General features: G+C 68.0%; 16 protein-coding genes and 1 pseudogene. 11 read left to right on the top strand and 6 right to left on the bottom strand.

The window, feature by feature from the left end; all coding sequences use genetic code 11:
- Positions 1-46: 46 nt before the first annotated feature.
- From ACIG5A_RS20880 to ACIG5A_RS20870, 3 genes are read right to left on the bottom strand one after another with little or no spacing between them, the layout of a single operon-like run.
- Complete coding sequence (locus ACIG5A_RS20880) at positions 47-811, bottom strand: crotonase/enoyl-CoA hydratase family protein (protein ID WP_397242353.1); 765 nt, start codon at positions 809-811, stop codon at positions 47-49.
- Between the two features lie 51 nt (positions 812-862).
- Positions 863-1,582, bottom strand: a complete 720-nt coding sequence (locus tag ACIG5A_RS20875) for a MerR family transcriptional regulator (RefSeq protein WP_397242351.1) — start codon at positions 1,580-1,582, stop codon at positions 863-865.
- A gap of 37 nt (positions 1,583-1,619) precedes the next feature.
- Positions 1,620-3,044, bottom strand: a complete 1,425-nt coding sequence (locus tag ACIG5A_RS20870) for a serine hydrolase domain-containing protein (RefSeq protein ID WP_397242349.1) — start codon at positions 3,042-3,044, stop codon at positions 1,620-1,622.
- 381 nt (positions 3,045-3,425) lie between these two features.
- Here ACIG5A_RS20870 and ACIG5A_RS20865 point away from each other — a divergent pair, with 381 nt between their 5' ends.
- The 3 genes from ACIG5A_RS20865 to ACIG5A_RS20855 all read left to right on the top strand — a co-directional run bounded on the left by ACIG5A_RS20865 (position 3,426) and on the right by ACIG5A_RS20855 (position 6,544).
- Positions 3,426-4,958, top strand: coding sequence for a thiolase C-terminal domain-containing protein (locus tag ACIG5A_RS20865; RefSeq protein WP_397242347.1), 1,533 nt, complete (start codon positions 3,426-3,428; stop codon positions 4,956-4,958).
- Positions 4,959-5,136: 178 nt separating this feature from the next.
- The gene (locus ACIG5A_RS20860) at positions 5,137-5,901 is read left to right on the top strand and encodes a crotonase/enoyl-CoA hydratase family protein (protein ID WP_397242345.1); all 765 of its coding nucleotides are present in this window, start codon (positions 5,137-5,139) and stop codon (positions 5,899-5,901) included.
- A 4-nt stretch (positions 5,902-5,905) separates the two neighbouring features.
- A complete protein-coding gene (locus ACIG5A_RS20855; RefSeq protein WP_397242342.1) occupies positions 5,906-6,544 on the top strand; it encodes a TetR/AcrR family transcriptional regulator in 639 nt (212 codons plus the stop codon).
- A gap of 108 nt (positions 6,545-6,652) precedes the next feature.
- Here the strand turns inward: ACIG5A_RS20855 and ACIG5A_RS20850 are convergent, their stop codons facing one another.
- Positions 6,653-7,441, bottom strand: coding sequence for an alpha/beta fold hydrolase (locus ACIG5A_RS20850; RefSeq protein WP_397242340.1), 789 nt, complete (start codon positions 7,439-7,441; stop codon positions 6,653-6,655).
- Between the two features lie 172 nt (positions 7,442-7,613).
- Here ACIG5A_RS20850 and ACIG5A_RS20845 point away from each other — a divergent pair, with 172 nt between their 5' ends.
- The 3 genes from ACIG5A_RS20845 (at position 7,614) to ACIG5A_RS20835 (ending at position 8,604) form a co-directional block, all read left to right on the top strand.
- Positions 7,614-7,838 carry a hypothetical protein gene (locus ACIG5A_RS20845; protein ID WP_397242338.1) on the top strand — a complete coding sequence of 75 codons (225 nt, stop codon included), beginning with the start codon at positions 7,614-7,616 and terminating at the stop codon, positions 7,836-7,838.
- Entirely contained in the window at positions 7,825-8,121 is a 297-nt protein-coding gene (locus ACIG5A_RS20840; RefSeq protein ID WP_397242336.1) for a hypothetical protein, read from the top strand. The genes ACIG5A_RS20845 and ACIG5A_RS20840 overlap by 14 nt, the downstream gene beginning before the upstream one ends.
- Positions 8,122-8,265: 144 nt before the next feature.
- Complete coding sequence (locus ACIG5A_RS20835; RefSeq protein ID WP_397242334.1) at positions 8,266-8,604, top strand: hypothetical protein; 339 nt, start codon at positions 8,266-8,268, stop codon at positions 8,602-8,604.
- 44 nt (positions 8,605-8,648) lie between these two features.
- On the opposite strand, the gene ACIG5A_RS20830 is transcribed toward ACIG5A_RS20835, so the two are convergent.
- Positions 8,649-8,948, bottom strand: a complete 300-nt coding sequence (locus ACIG5A_RS20830) for a DUF1905 domain-containing protein (protein WP_397242332.1) — start codon at positions 8,946-8,948, stop codon at positions 8,649-8,651.
- 153 nt (positions 8,949-9,101) lie between these two features.
- Here ACIG5A_RS20830 and ACIG5A_RS20825 point away from each other — a divergent pair, with 153 nt between their 5' ends.
- From ACIG5A_RS20825 to ACIG5A_RS20805, 5 genes and pseudogenes are all read left to right on the top strand, one after another.
- Complete coding sequence (locus tag ACIG5A_RS20825) at positions 9,102-9,605, top strand: NADPH-dependent FMN reductase (RefSeq protein ID WP_397242330.1); 504 nt, start codon at positions 9,102-9,104, stop codon at positions 9,603-9,605.
- Entirely contained in the window at positions 9,598-10,116 is a 519-nt protein-coding gene (locus tag ACIG5A_RS20820) for a flavin reductase family protein (RefSeq protein WP_397242328.1), read from the top strand. Before ACIG5A_RS20825 ends, ACIG5A_RS20820 begins: the two co-directional genes overlap by 8 nt.
- Before the next feature lie 204 nt (positions 10,117-10,320).
- Positions 10,321-11,466 (top strand): methyltransferase, encoded by a 1,146-nt coding sequence (locus ACIG5A_RS20815; protein ID WP_397242326.1) that lies wholly within the window; start codon positions 10,321-10,323, stop codon positions 11,464-11,466.
- A 43-nt stretch (positions 11,467-11,509) separates the two neighbouring features.
- Positions 11,510-11,692, top strand: a pseudogene (locus ACIG5A_RS20810) (SgcJ/EcaC family oxidoreductase); the annotation flags it as partial.
- Between the two features lie 16 nt (positions 11,693-11,708).
- Complete coding sequence (locus tag ACIG5A_RS20805) at positions 11,709-11,909, top strand: SgcJ/EcaC family oxidoreductase (RefSeq protein ID WP_397243930.1); 201 nt, start codon at positions 11,709-11,711, stop codon at positions 11,907-11,909.
- A gap of 89 nt (positions 11,910-11,998) precedes the next feature.
- On the opposite strand, the gene ACIG5A_RS20800 is transcribed toward ACIG5A_RS20805, so the two are convergent.
- Entirely contained in the window at positions 11,999-13,291 is a 1,293-nt protein-coding gene (locus ACIG5A_RS20800) for an alpha/beta hydrolase (protein ID WP_397242324.1), read from the bottom strand.
- Positions 13,292-13,378 lie beyond the last annotated feature (87 nt).

Genomic DNA, 13,378 nt, shown 5'->3' with positions numbered 1-13,378 from the left:
AGAATTGGTGGCTTGCGGACCTTACCTGCGGAATTTTCTGCGGAAGTTATTGCTGTTTAGCTGATTTGTTGCCCTGGGTGGCGAGCCGGATGATCAGCGGGAGTTGGGTGGCCCGCTCGATGCCGAAGGTGCGTCGCGCCGAGGCGTGCCAGGAGCGTTCGAAAAGTCGCTTCGCCCCGGCGACGGCATGCGGTGAGCGCACCGCGATACGGTCGGCGAGCTTCTCCGCGGCCGCGATCGGATCCGCGGTCACCTCGGTGATCAGGCCGATGCGCTCGGCGTACGCGGCGTCGACGGTATCCGCGGTCATCGCGAGCAGCAGCGCCTTGTCGGCCCCGATGAGCCGGGACAGCGTCGCCGCACCGGTCATATCCGGCACCAGCCCGTGTTTGACCTCCATCACCGAGAATTCGGCGTCCGGTGTGGCGAAGCGGACGTCGGCGGCCAGCGCGATCTGTAGCCCGCCACCGAAGCAGCGGCCGTGCACCGCGGCGATCACCGGCACCGGCAGCCTGCGCCACGCCCAGCAGGCCTCCTGGAAGGTGTTGGTGCCCCGCCACGGCAGCGGCAGGAAGCTGCGCACGATGCCGAGCGGATCGCCGGTGGTCTTGGCGACGTCGAGGCCGCTGCTGAAGCTCGGCCCGTTGCCGGACAGGATGACCGCGCGCACGTCCTTGCGGCCCGCGATGGTGTGCGCCGTGTCGACGAGATCGCCGAGCATCTCGATGGTGAGACCGTTGTGCTTATCCGGCCGGTCGAGGGTGACGTAGGCGCGGTTGCCGTCGAACCGCAGCGCGATATTGGTGCCCATCCACAAATCTTACCCGCGAGTCAGTTCTGTGGAACCGACTGGATGGCGACGCTAGCCCTGCATGAGCTGGGCGAGGCGATCCCATGCCGGGGACGACGCTCCGGGCTGGGACTGCGCCGCCAGCCGGGCGACGGCCGCATTGTGGACAGGGTTGGCTTCGGATCGGCTGCGCCGGTTGGCGAACCAGTTACGGGTGCGGTCCGCGAGGGCGGGCAGGCGTGGATCGTCCGGCGACCAGTCGTAGGCGGCGTCGTGTTCGAGGATGAGGGCGCGGAACTCGGGATTCGTGATGAGCTCACACTTTTCGGTGATCCACACGGCGGCGTCCTCGGGGGAGACGGTCTGCATGAGGATCCAGCCGTCGCGTTCCATGCGGATATGGCGCTCGCTGATACCGAGCTCGCGCAGCCCGTCGAGATAGTCGGCGACTTCCGGAGAGACGAAAAGCCGGTCGCCGCCGCGCAATTGGGTGAGTTGACCGCGGGTCTGCCGCAGCCGCGCGATGCGGTCCCTGAGGTCGCGGTCGATCTCGGTGATGGCGGTCGCGAGCGTGTCCTGGTCGGCGTCGATGAGGTCCTTGATGCGGGCCAGTGGCACGCCCGCCTCGGCCAGGGTTCTGATCTTGATGAGGTCGATGGCGTCCTGGGCCGTGTAGCGCCGGTAGCCGGACGAGTCGCGGTCGGGCTCGGCGAGCAGGCCGCGCTGGTGATAGTGGCGGACGGCTTTGATGGTCACTCCGGCGTATTCCGCGAGCTTGCCGATCGTGATCATGGCGGCCATCCTTCCACTCGCCGGTCGGCCGAAACGGTCAGGCCCGCCTGGTCAGCCGGCCGCCGCCGTTGCGGAAGCGCGCCTGGCCATCGCGCAGGTCGTGGTAGGAAACCAGCAGTAGGCGCAGGTATCCGTCGAACATCTCCAGCGGATACCCGGCGGGTGCGAAGAGGCCGGGCCGGATCGCTACGTAGCGCTGCGGTGGCGCGGAGGTCGCGCCGCCCGCGAACTCGGTGAAGATCCGCTCCTGCGACTCGTCCGCCGGTTCGTAGGTCATCCGCTCCTCGAGCTGGCCGTCGACGATGCTGACATCGATGCGGAGCTGATCGGAACGGTACGTGCCGACGTAGGGAGTCAGGTCGACGTCCTGCTCGAATTCGGTGATCAGCGTGGGGATTCGAACGTTGAGATGTTCGCTCAGCAGCCACCGCAGGATCTGGTCCTGGAGCATGATCGCTCCCGAGGTGTTGCCGAAGGCGGTGAAGACCAGGTCGTATTCGGGCACGACGCACAGGAGGGATACGCCGCCGGGCGACGCGCCCGACATGGCGAGGACGGTCGTATCGCCGAACGGATACAGCACCCAGCCCAGGCCGATCGGCGGAACATTCGGGCTGTCCATATCGAAGGCGACCTGCCGCATCAGCGCGGTCGACTCGGGGGAGAGGACACGTGCGCCGGAGGGGGACACGCCACCAGCGAGGTGTGTGCGTCCGAAGGTGAGCAGATCAGCGATGGTGCCGATCGGCGTGCCGCCCGCCGGACCCCAGGTGTCGGGCAGCGTGAACATGCCGGTGGGCTCGGCCGCCATGGTCTCGAGGTTGTTGAAGTGGCCGATCGCGGTGCTGCGCAGGATGGCCTGCTCGGCCGAAGTGCTGGAGTTCCGCATGCCGACCGGTGCGTAGATATCGCGTTCGAGCAGGGCGGGGAACGGCAGGCCGGTCACCACTTCGAGCAGGCGGCCCGCGACGATCATGCCGCCGTTGGAGTAGCTGAGCTGCTCACCGGGTTCGAACAGGATGCCGCAGCTGCCCGCGAGGCCATCGATGTAGGTCGCCAGGGCGTCGCGGCCCTCGGCATCCGGGAAGTATAGGTCGGCATCGATGCCGTTCGTGTGCGAAATCAGGTGCCGGACAAGGATTTCAGCCGCCGCGCCCGGCACGGTCAGCGCGAATTCGGGAAGGTATCGCACCACCGGGGCGTCGAGATCGAGGAGCCCGCGCTCGACCTGCTGCAGGACCAGCGTGGTCGTCATGACCTTGGTGACCGAACCGAAGAGGAAACCGGTGTCTTCGAGCATCGGCGCGCCGGTGGCGACATTCGCGGTGCCGTGAGCGACGACGATCTGCTCGCCTGCGTGGTAGACGCCCGCGACGAATCCGGGGACGTTATTGGCAGCGCAGTAGGCGGCGGCCTGCTCGCGGATCTGGGCTTCGATGGTGTGCAGTGCGTTGCTGTTCATGTGAACTATCGTCAAACCTTGACCTAGGGGCAAGGTCAAGCTAATCGCGAAAATGATCCATGAGCTGCGGATTCGTGGCTCACGCAGCGTTCGAATGCACCGGCTCTGCGGCTTTCGGTGTCGTCGACGAACTTCTGCGCTTCCGAGCCGTCGATCTCGGTGTGCGAACCAGTGGTTTGCCGGTGCGCCCCTTGGTCTCACGCATGGTAGACGGCAGTGTCTGCTCGGCATTCGGGTGAATTGTTCGGTTTCGCGGGGACGCGTGACCCATTGCTCGGTGGGCGGCGCTCTGCTCTAATCGGTGCAAGTTACCGTCAATTCTGACGGTAACTCGGGGTGCAGAGGCGCGGTCCCGCGAGCGGGCCTCGGACGGAGGAACGCATGCTGCCAGCAGGAATGGATCCGCGAACGCCGGTGCTCGTCGGTGCCGGGCAGGTTGTGCATCGCACGGGTGAACCGGGACTTCCCGGTCCCGTCCAACTCGCCGCCGAATCCCTGCGCCGCGCGGGCGCCGACAGTGGCAGCGGCGACCGGCTGCTGCGCTCGGCCGATCTCGTCGCCGGTATCGCGCCGGTGAGCAGGCCGTACGGCGACCTCGGCGCGCTCGTCGCCGCCGAACTCGGTGCGAGCCCGAAGCGCACACTGCAATCGGCGCGATTCGGCGGTGACGCACCGCAGCGGATGGTCAACACGGTCGCGCAGGCGATCGCCGACGGGCGGTGCGAGGTCGCGCTGCTCGCGGGCGCCGAATCGGTGGCGTCGTGGAATGTGGCCACGCGGACCGGTGCGACGTTGGACTGGCCCGAACAATCCGAGGGTGTGGCGCCGAGCGAGATCATCGGATCGGATCGCGGGCCGAATTCGGAGATGGAGACCGCGGCCGGGATGTGGGGGCCGGTGTACTTCTACGCGCTGATGGAATCCGCGCTGCGCGGGCGGCTCGGATTGTCCGAGGCCGCGCATCGGGAGCGGATCGGCGGGCTGTGGTCCCGGCTTTCGGCGGTCGCCGCGCGAAATCCCTACGCGTGGCAGCCCGTTGCGCGTTCTGTCGCGGATCTGGTGACGCCGTCGGCGGCGAACCGGATGGTGTCGACGCCGTATCCGAAGCTGCTCGTCGCCAACCTGTCGGTGGATCTCGGTGCGGGACTTGTGCTTTGCAGCGCGGCCGCCGCCGATGCGGCGGGTGTGCCGCGGGAGAAGTGGGTCTTCCCACACGGTGGCGCGACCGCCACCGACGAATGGTTCGTCACCGAGCGCGCGGATATGGCGGCCTCACCCGCCATCGCCGCGGCCGGGCGGGCGGCGCTCGGCGCGGCGGGGATCGGCATCGACGACGTCGCGCATATCGACCTGTACTCCTGCTTTCCGGTCGCGGTGCAGGTGGCGGCCGAGGCGCTCGGACTGCCGATCGACGATCCCGCCCGGCCGCTCTCGCTCACCGGCGGGCTCAGCTTCGCGGGCGGCCCCGGCAACAACTACACCACCCACGCCATCGCGACCCTCGCCGGGCTGCTGCGCGAGGACGCCGAATCCTACGGTCTGGCAACAGCTCTCGGCTGGTACATCACCAAGCACGGCGTAGGCGTCTACTCGGGAAAACCGCCGGCGCGACTGTTCCGTGCCGTCGAGGCCGAGGTGCCCGCCGCCCGCCGCGTCACCGCCCCCGGCTACACCGGCGCGGTAACCGTCGAGGCCTACACCGTGGTCTACCGCAAGGGCCCCGCGCCGGACCACGCCGACGAACCCGAAGCGGTGGTTGTCAGTGGGCTCGATCCCACCGGCGCACGCACCCTGCTCCGAGTATCCGACCTCGAAACCATCACGACCTTCGTCGACGCCGACCCGATCGGCACCAGTGCCGAGATCACCGCCCCAGGCACCCTGACCCTGCACGCCGACCGGCCCGCCCGATGAGCAGCCGATTCGGCCTGTCTTCCGTGAAGGGTGAAACCCGGTGTCCTAACCCGGCATTCGGTACATTCGCAGCGCACTTCCTGGTGCGCGGCAGGTGCCGAGAGGACTGCTGTTCGCGCCACCGCTCGGATCTCGGTGACCGCCGGGGCGGGGTGGCGACCTATCGAGAGGAAATTCGATGACCGAGCTGGTGCTGGTGGAAAAGCGCGATGCGATCACCGTGCTGACGATCAATCGGCCCGAGGCGCGCAATGCCATCAATCTGGCTGCCGCACAGGCCATCGAGGCCGCCGTCGACGAGTTCGAGACGGATGCGGCGGCGCGGGTGCTCGTGCTCACCGGTGCGGGTGGAACCTTCAGTGCGGGCATGGATCTCGTTGCCGCGTCGAAGGGGGAGATGCCGATGACGCAGCGGCGTGGGCCGCTCGGTATCGCCGCGAAACCCCCGGCGAAGCCGATGATTTCGGCGGTGGAGGGTTTCGCGCTGGCCGGTGGCTTCGAATTGGCGCTGTCCGGTGATCTGATCGTCGCGGCGAGCAATGTGCAGTTCGGGATTCCCGAGGTGCGGCGCGGGCTGGTCGCCGCGGGCGGTGGTGTGCTGCGGCTGACGCAGCGGCTGCCGCGGCCGATCGCCGCCGAGCTCGCGCTCACCGGTGGGCGGATCGGCGCCGAGCGGCTCTACCAGCTCGGCCTGGTCAACCGGATCACCGAACCGGGCGAGGCGTTGGCGGGCGCCCTGGCGCTGGCCGCCGAGATCGCCTCCGCCGCACCGCTTTCGGTGGCCGCGAGCAAGCGGATCATCGACGAATCGCCCGACTGGACCGTCGCGGAGGGTTTCGCCAAGCAGGGTGAGATCGCTTTGCCCGCACTGTTTTCCAAGGACGCCGCCGAGGGGGCGCTGGCTTTCGCGCAGAAGCGCGAGCCGGTGTGGCAGGGGCGCTGACGCCGTGACGGTCCGCGTCCGGGAGACGCAGGCGCAGCGCCGCGGTCGCATGCGCACCCGTCTGCTGGACGCGGCCGTGGACAGCCTGCTCGAGGTGGGCTTCGCCGGCACGACCACGCTGGCGGTGCAGAAGCGGGCGGGTGTGCCGCGCGGCACCCTCCAGCATCACTTCCCGACCAAGGCCGATCTGCTGGCCGGCGCCGTCGAACATATCGCCGCGCGCCGATCGGCGGAACTGGCACAGGAATTCGAGGCGATCCCGGCGCAGGCGGACCGCTTGGAGACCGCCGTCGAACTGACGATGCGGATGCTCAGCGGCCCGTCATTCCTTGCCGCACTGGAGATGTGGGTCGGCGCACGCACCGATCCCGATCTCCTCGCCGCACTGCTGCCGCTCGAGCAGCGAATGTTCGAGCTGATGCACACCGGCATCCGTGACGTCTTCCGCACCGAGTTCCCCGACGACCCGCGCGTGCCGACCATCACCGAATTCACCATCGACATCATGACCGGCCTCGCCCTGCGCGCGCTGCTCACCGGCGATGTCGACCGCAACCGAATCCTGCAGCACCGCTGGCGAAACGCCGTCCGCATCCTGCTCGGCACCCAACCGCCGGATACCCTCACCGCCCCACCCCGTTAGCCGCTTCGGCGCGGAAGCGCAGCCGCACACCCTTTGTTTCCCGCACGCCGACGTGCCGGGCCGACACGCGCGCGAATACTGAAGGCGTGCGGCTGTGGTGCCTCTCGATCAGGGGAGCAGATCGAGGAGCACTCGCGCGCACGCGGCGGGGTCGTCGTAGAACGGTGTGTGGCCGCTGCCGTGCAAGGTGATGTGGTTGGCCTTCGGGAGAACCGTTCGGGCGCGGCGGCTTTGGGTGGCGTAGGTGAGCAGGATGTCGCGGTTTCCCCACGCGATAGTGGTGGGTGTACTTGCGAGAGCAGTGGTTTCGTGGAGCTTCGCGTCGGCGAAGGAAGCCAGTGCGTCGTCGAAGCCGGGCGCGTCGACGGCGCCGGTGGCGGTGTCGACGGCGATCTGCGGGGTCACCGACCAGGCCTTGCCGAACACTAGGCTCAGGAAGGCGGTTCGGCCCGCCGAGGTGCCGAGGATCGTCGGCAGCGCGGGGCGCAGGGTGCTGGCAAGGGTGCGAGCCTTGCCGAGGGACTGCTGGCACCAGATGCGACCGGGCTTGTCCCAGAAGCCGATCGGTGAGTACGCGGTGGCCGTGCGGGCCAAGCCGCGCGCGGCGAGGTTCAGCGTGATCAGGCCGCCCATCGAATTGCCCGCCACGTGTGGCCGCTCGAGGCCTTGGGCGGCGAGGAAATCGGCGACCGCGTCGGTGAGGGTATCGACCGTGGTGCGCGGTAGCGGATCGGAGCCGCCGAAACCAGGGAGATCGATGGCGATCACCTCGAAGGATTCGGCGAGCGCGGGGAACAGCGGCTGCCACACCTGCCAGCGGCTGCCGATCCCGTGTATCAGCACGAGGGGTTCTCCGGAGCCGGTCCGGTACTGGTTCAACGCCGCCATGTTCGCCATCCCAACCTCGGCCCAACGTGCACACCCTTTGTATCAGCAGCATCCCCTCTTGTAGTGGGCATGTTGCTGACCGCGCGGTGCGCCAACCGTAACAGCAGTCACCTGACCTCAGTTGCGAGGTCGATATCTCGTCCAGGTGCCCGGGTCGCGGGACATGGGTACGATAAAAGGTATGGCAACGCGTAAGGTCACCCTTTCGCTGGACGAGGCCGCCTGGTCCTTCGCCGAACAGGCCGCGGCCCGCGCGGGTATGTCGCCCTCGGCGTGGATATCGAAGGCCGCCCGTCGTGAGGCGGTGCGCACTGGCGTCGGCCCGATTATGGATGTGACGGCACTGGCCGCGGCGGACGAGGCCGAGCTGGCCGCCGCCGAGGAGGCGATGCGTGCGCAGGGGTGAACTGTGGATCTATCACCCTCATGGCTCGCCGCGGCGGCGCACGATCGTGCTCATCAGCAGTGACGGCATCAACGAATCGCCACGTCCCTGGTTGATCGCGGCCGAGGTGATGGACGAGAACCCGCGCGACATCCTCGCGGTGCCGGTCGTCGGCCACGGCTGGGTGCATGCGGGCAATATCGGGCGCATCTATCGCGACTGGCTCGCCCACCGGGTCGACGAGATGGAACCCGAGGCGCTCGATCGCCTGGACACCGCGCTGCGCGCCGCGATGGATCTCTGACTCGGTCGAACATGGTGCGTTGACGCGTTTTTCACTCCCTTCGCTGGTAAAACGGTGCGATCTGTCGATGGTCGGCGGTGTGCGGCATTATCGTGTGCGGCGCCCATCGGTGGCTGTCTGGTCGACTACGAGAAGAGGAGTCAGGTGCGGATCTTCCTGATCACCGCGGCACTCGTCGCGCTGCCCGCGCTCGCGGCATGCGGTAGCGGCAAAGAAGCGGCGCCGCCCGCCGTGACCCAGGCCGACCTCGCGAAGTCGCTACAGACCAAGGGGCTGCAAGACAAGAAGTTCGCCGATTGTGCGGCGAAAATCTATGTGGACCAGGGTATTTCGCAGGACGGACTGCGCGCCATGATCGGCAACGAATTCGATGGCAAGGTCGCCGACCGGGATACGCTCGGCATGAGCAAGGAGGACGCGGAGAAGGCGCGCGCCGCCACCAACAAGATTGTCACCGAGTGCATCGCGGGCGCACCGCGCTGATCGGAGGCATCGACCGGCAGGCAGCGCCGCGGCGTTGCCCGCCGTCAGATCGCGACGACGAGTTCGACCTTCGCCGGTGCGCCCGCCACCAGATCCTCCGCGGTGCGCACCGACTTCTTCACCGGCAAGATGTAGGTGGCCTGCGATTTGTCCGGGAACAGCGAGGTCGACCACTGGCTCGCCCCGATGGTCACGTCCACGCGCACCGAACCCCAGCCACCCGCGCGATGCGCGTACTTCTCCTCGATATCGTCGGCGATCTCCTCCGGTAGCGAGACGAAATGCCAGGAGCCGCCGGAGTGTTCCCACACCTCCGCCGTGAACGAGTACCGCGATCCAGCCATATCGTGACGGTAGCGCGCGGCACCGACAAACACCGCCGCGGCGACTATCCGATCGCCCGGATTCAAACCCTCGCCCCGTGCCGGTTTCGATGGTGAACTGGTTGATGTGCCGGGTGCCTCGCCGCACCGCCGCCAGCGAAGAGGGATACGAATATGACAGTGACCGTCGTCGTCGGCAATCCGAAACCCGCTTCCCGCACGCTGACCGCGGCCACATTGGTCGCCAAGGCGCTGCGACCCGATGCCGAACCGGCGGTGATCGACCTCGTCTCCTTCGGTCCCGCCCTGCTCGGCTGGGGTGATCCCGACGTCGGCGCCGCGGTCCGCGCGGTGCGCGAGTCCTCGCTCGTGGTGTTCGCCAGCCCGACCTTCAAGGCCACCTACACCGGACTGCTCAAGCTGTTCCTCGAACAGTTCGACGGCGCAACCGGATTGGCCGATGTACTCGCCGTTCCGGTGATGCTCGGCGCGGGCCCCGCACACGCGCTCGCACCGGATCTGCTGCTCAAACCCGTACTCGTCGAACTCGGCGCCACCGCCGCGCTGCCAGGTCTTTACCTGTCGGACAGCACGTTTCAAGACGATGGCGTGATCGATCGGTACGCTGAACGCTGGCGTCCGGTGGCACAGGCGCTGGAGGTGGTCGATCATGCATGAGCTCTTCGAATTTCCGGCCGACGGCAGCGGATTGCGCCGCGCCTTTGCCAATTTCCCCAGCGGTGTCGTCGCGGTCTGCGCCGAAATCGACGGCACGCCATATGGTCTCGCGGTGAGCACCTTCGTTCCGGTGTCACTCGACCCGCCGCTCGTCTCGTTCTGTGTGCAGAACAGCTCCTCGACGTGGCCGAAGCTCGAGGCGGCCACCCATCTCGGGTTGAGCCTGCTCGGCACCGATCAGCAGGATGCCGCCCGCGCGCTCGGCACCCGCGACGGCGATCGCTTCGCCGGAGTCGACTTGCATCGCGGCCATGGCGACGCGGTATTCGTCGACGGTGCGTCGGCCTGGATCGAGGGCGTGCCGGAGGCGCGGGTGCCCGCGGGCGATCACACGGTGGTCATCCTGCGCATCCATCGCCTGGCCACCCGTGCCGACGTCGATCCGCTCGTCTTCCACGGCAGCAAGTTCCGCCGACTACACGCGGTCGAGAACCGCGAGATCGCGAGCTGAATCCGCCCTGGTCGACCACATCGGTTGGCTCCGTGCGAGACTGGGTGCATCTTGAGGAAGGTTCGGTCGTGACATACGGCATGGTTCTCGGCGACATCGGTTCAGGCGCTTCGACGCGGGAACGGTAGCTACGCCCTCTTTTGCGCTACTTCTCGTCGAAGCGCTCTTCGTGCCCATGCACGTTCGATCGCGAGGAGTACCCCCATGTCCGCCATCGACTGGACCGAACTGGACAGTGCCCGCTGGCATTCCGAGAACGAGACACCCGCGCCCATACGGGTGATATCGGCCGACGACGCCATGAACGCCGACACGGCATACCGGCTCGCCTGCGAAGGTACGGCGCTGCTGTGGACGGGCGATTTCCACAACGCCCGCCAATTGCTCCAGGCGCTCGGCCGCCGCATCGACCGGAAAACCCCACGCCCCGTGGATGATCCGGCCGAGCAGTTCCACCTGCACCGGCGTGCGCGCAGCCACCGCGCCAGGGTGCTCGGGCGACTGCTCGTGCGCTTGGCCGACGACCATTCGCTCGAACTGCGCAGGGCGCCCGATATCCGTCGGGCGTGCACCGAGGCGTACGGGCCACCGGACGGACCGCGAATCATCGCGCTCACCGAGCTTTTGGGTGTGCTCGGCGCGCACCAGTGGCGAATGACGGGTGTCGACATTCCCGCGCTCGGCGCCCGTATCCACCCGCACTACGGCGTATTCTCGCCGGTCCGAGGCGAATACGTCGACCTGGTCGCGCACGCGCCCCTGCCTGCCCGCACCGGCACCGCCTTCGATCTCGGCACCGGGACCGGTGTGCTGGCCGCCGTGCTGGTTCGGCGCGGCGTCGACCGAATCGTGGCGACGGACAACAGCTCCCGCGCGCTGACCTGTGCCCGCGACACCGTCGAACAGTTGGAGTTGGCGCACCACGTCGATATCGTCGGCCCCGCCCTCTACCCGCGGGGCCGTGCCGATCTGATCGTCTGCAACCCGCCCTGGCTCCCCGCCCGCCCGTCCTCGGCGGTGGAACGCGGCGTTTACGACCCGGACAGTGCCATGCTCCGCGGCTTCCTGAAAGACCTGCCCGCGCACCTGGAACCGGGCGGTGAAGGCTGGCTCATCCTCTCCGACCTGGCCGAACGCCTCGGTCTGCGCAGCCGCGCCGACCTCATGACCGGCTTCGACGGGGCGGGCCTGCGCGTACTGGACCGAATCGACACCAAGCCGACCCACCCCCGCGCCCGCGATACCAGCGACGCCCTCCACACCGCCCGCGCCGCCGAGATCACGTCGCTGTGGCGGCTTGCCCCAATCGGTGAACACCCGGGCGATGAATCGAGCACGGTCCGCCGGTAGGTACTCGTGAGCCGCTCACCGCGGCCGCGACCAAGGAGGAACCATGACCGATACCGCTCTGCACACTGACCGCGAGGCCGTCCTCGATGTACTGACCAACCTCTACCGCGCCTGGGCCGCCAACGATGCCGATGCTTTCGTCGCCGACTACGACCCCGACGCCACCTCGATCCTGCCCGGTATCGTCAGCTCCGGCCGCGCGGCCGTCCGCGCTCGGATGGCCGCCGGGTTCGACGGGTCCGCTGCGCGGCTCGACAACCGTGGACGAGCCGCAGATCGTCCGTTTCCCCGCGCCCGATATCGCCGTCGTCGTCAGTCGCGGCGCCGTCATCATGGCGGCCGAAACCGAACCACCCGCCGACCGCTGGGTGGTGGCCACCTGGACCCTGATCCGCCGGGACAACCGCTGGCTCCTCACCGCGTATCACAACTGCCCGGCCTGATACTGCGGCAATGCTCGGCGGTCTATGGATCCTCCGACTCATAGACCGCCGAGCTCACCGCCAGGAACCAGCCCGAGCATCGGATTCGGTTAAGCGGCCGGGCAATTCGTGACGGCTGGGACAGTGCGGGAGGTGATGTAGGTGTCGACCGCCGTGATCGTGCACGGTGTGCGGTCGTAGGCGCCGTGGCCCCAGCCGTCGTAGGTGAGCAGAATGGCGCCGGAGGTGTTGGCGGCGACGGCGCGGGCCCACTCGTGCGGGGTGGCGGGGTCATGCTTGCCGTTGACGATCAGGATCGGTGGTGCGCCCTCGACCGCCGGACGGTGCGGTGGGTTCGGGGCGGCGATGGGCCAGCCGGAGCAGACAGTGCCTGCCGCCCAAGCGAAATGGGCGCGCAGAGTGGGGCTGTTGGCGTTCTGCTCGCGCCACAGCCGGGTCCAGCGATCCTGGTCCGGGATGTCGAACCGCCAGTCGGAGCAGACGATGATGGCCGCCATCGGGACGGGGCGGCCCGATGCCTTCGGCGGCTCCTGCGCGATGGGTGCGGCGGCGGGTTGCCCGGTCAGCGCTTGGAGATCCGTTGCGAGGCGCTGCCATTCGGGGGCGTAGAGCCGTTTGATCGTGAAGGTGCTCAGATCCAGTGCGCCCAGCGATTTGTCGGGGGAGGCGGGGTCGCGCAATTCGCCGCGCGCCGCCCGCTCGTAGAGGGCGCCGAAGGTCCGGTTGAGGTCCGCGCCATGCAGGACGCACGCGGTATCGCGTGCGCACCACGCGGCGAATTCATCGAAAGTGTCCTGCGCGGCGCGTGATTCGCTGGCCAGAAATCCCGCTCCGTCGAGGCTGTGATCGTCCACGCTGTCGAGCACCATCGTGCGCACCCGCTTCGGGAACAGCTCCGCGTAGGCCTGCGCGGGCATCGTGCCGTAGGAGCGGCTGTAGATATCGATCCGATCCTCGCCGAGTGCCGCGCGCAGCGCCTCGACATCCCGTGCGACGCTCACCGCGTCCACGTGATCGATCAGCGGGCCGGTGTACTGCCTGCAGCTCGCCGCGAGTTCCTTTGCGTAGGCGTGCACCTCGTCGATGCGACCGCCCGCGTCCGGCACCATGTTCGGAAAGTGCTCGGCGAGCCCGGCATCGCAGCGGACCGGACTGCTGCGCTTCACACCGCGCGGATCGAGGCTGACGATGTCGAAGCGGGCACGCAGCTCGGCGGAAAACTGGTTCTCGCCGAGTATCTGGTCGACACCGGACCCGCCCGGCCCGCCCGGCAGCGAAACCAGCGTGCCGATCCTGCGCGCGGGATCGTCGGCCTTGTCCCTGATCACCGCGATATCGATCGTCGCACCGGTACGGTCCGACCAGTCGATCGGCACCGGCACGGTCGCACAGTCGAAGTTCCCGTTCTCCTGGCACGGTTGCCAATTCAGGCTCGGCGTCTGTGAAGCGGCCGGGCCGCAAGTGATAAC

Source organism: Nocardia sp. NPDC052566, from assembly GCF_044547285.1.
Lineage (GTDB): Bacteria > Actinomycetota > Actinomycetes > Mycobacteriales > Mycobacteriaceae > Nocardia.
Note: the sequence above shows the minus strand (reverse complement) of the source record. Positions and strands in the feature narration are given on the sequence as shown.

Excerpts from the sequence above, each read along its gene's own strand:
- ACIG5A_RS20850 (WP_397242340.1), bottom strand. The coding sequence starts at position 7,441 with ATGGCGAACATGGCGGCGTTGAACCAGTACCGGACCGGCTCCGGAGAA.
- ACIG5A_RS20880 (WP_397242353.1), bottom strand. The coding sequence starts at position 811 with ATGGGCACCAATATCGCGCTGCGGTTCGACGGCAACCGCGCCTACGTC.
- ACIG5A_RS20845 (WP_397242338.1), top strand. The coding sequence starts at position 7,614 with ATGGCAACGCGTAAGGTCACCCTTTCGCTGGACGAGGCCGCCTGGTCC.
- ACIG5A_RS20820 (WP_397242328.1), top strand. The coding sequence starts at position 9,598 with ATGCATGAGCTCTTCGAATTTCCGGCCGACGGCAGCGGATTGCGCCGC.
- ACIG5A_RS20875 (WP_397242351.1), bottom strand. The coding sequence starts at position 1,582 with ATGATCACGATCGGCAAGCTCGCGGAATACGCCGGAGTGACCATCAAA.
- ACIG5A_RS20815 (WP_397242326.1), top strand. The coding sequence starts at position 10,321 with ATGTCCGCCATCGACTGGACCGAACTGGACAGTGCCCGCTGGCATTCC.
- ACIG5A_RS20865 (WP_397242347.1), top strand. The coding sequence starts at position 3,426 with ATGCTGCCAGCAGGAATGGATCCGCGAACGCCGGTGCTCGTCGGTGCC.
- ACIG5A_RS20870 (WP_397242349.1), bottom strand. The coding sequence starts at position 3,044 with ATGAACAGCAACGCACTGCACACCATCGAAGCCCAGATCCGCGAGCAG.
- ACIG5A_RS20830 (WP_397242332.1), bottom strand. The coding sequence starts at position 8,948 with ATGGCTGGATCGCGGTACTCGTTCACGGCGGAGGTGTGGGAACACTCC.
- ACIG5A_RS20860 (WP_397242345.1), top strand. The coding sequence starts at position 5,137 with ATGACCGAGCTGGTGCTGGTGGAAAAGCGCGATGCGATCACCGTGCTG.
- ACIG5A_RS20825 (WP_397242330.1), top strand. The coding sequence starts at position 9,102 with ATGACAGTGACCGTCGTCGTCGGCAATCCGAAACCCGCTTCCCGCACG.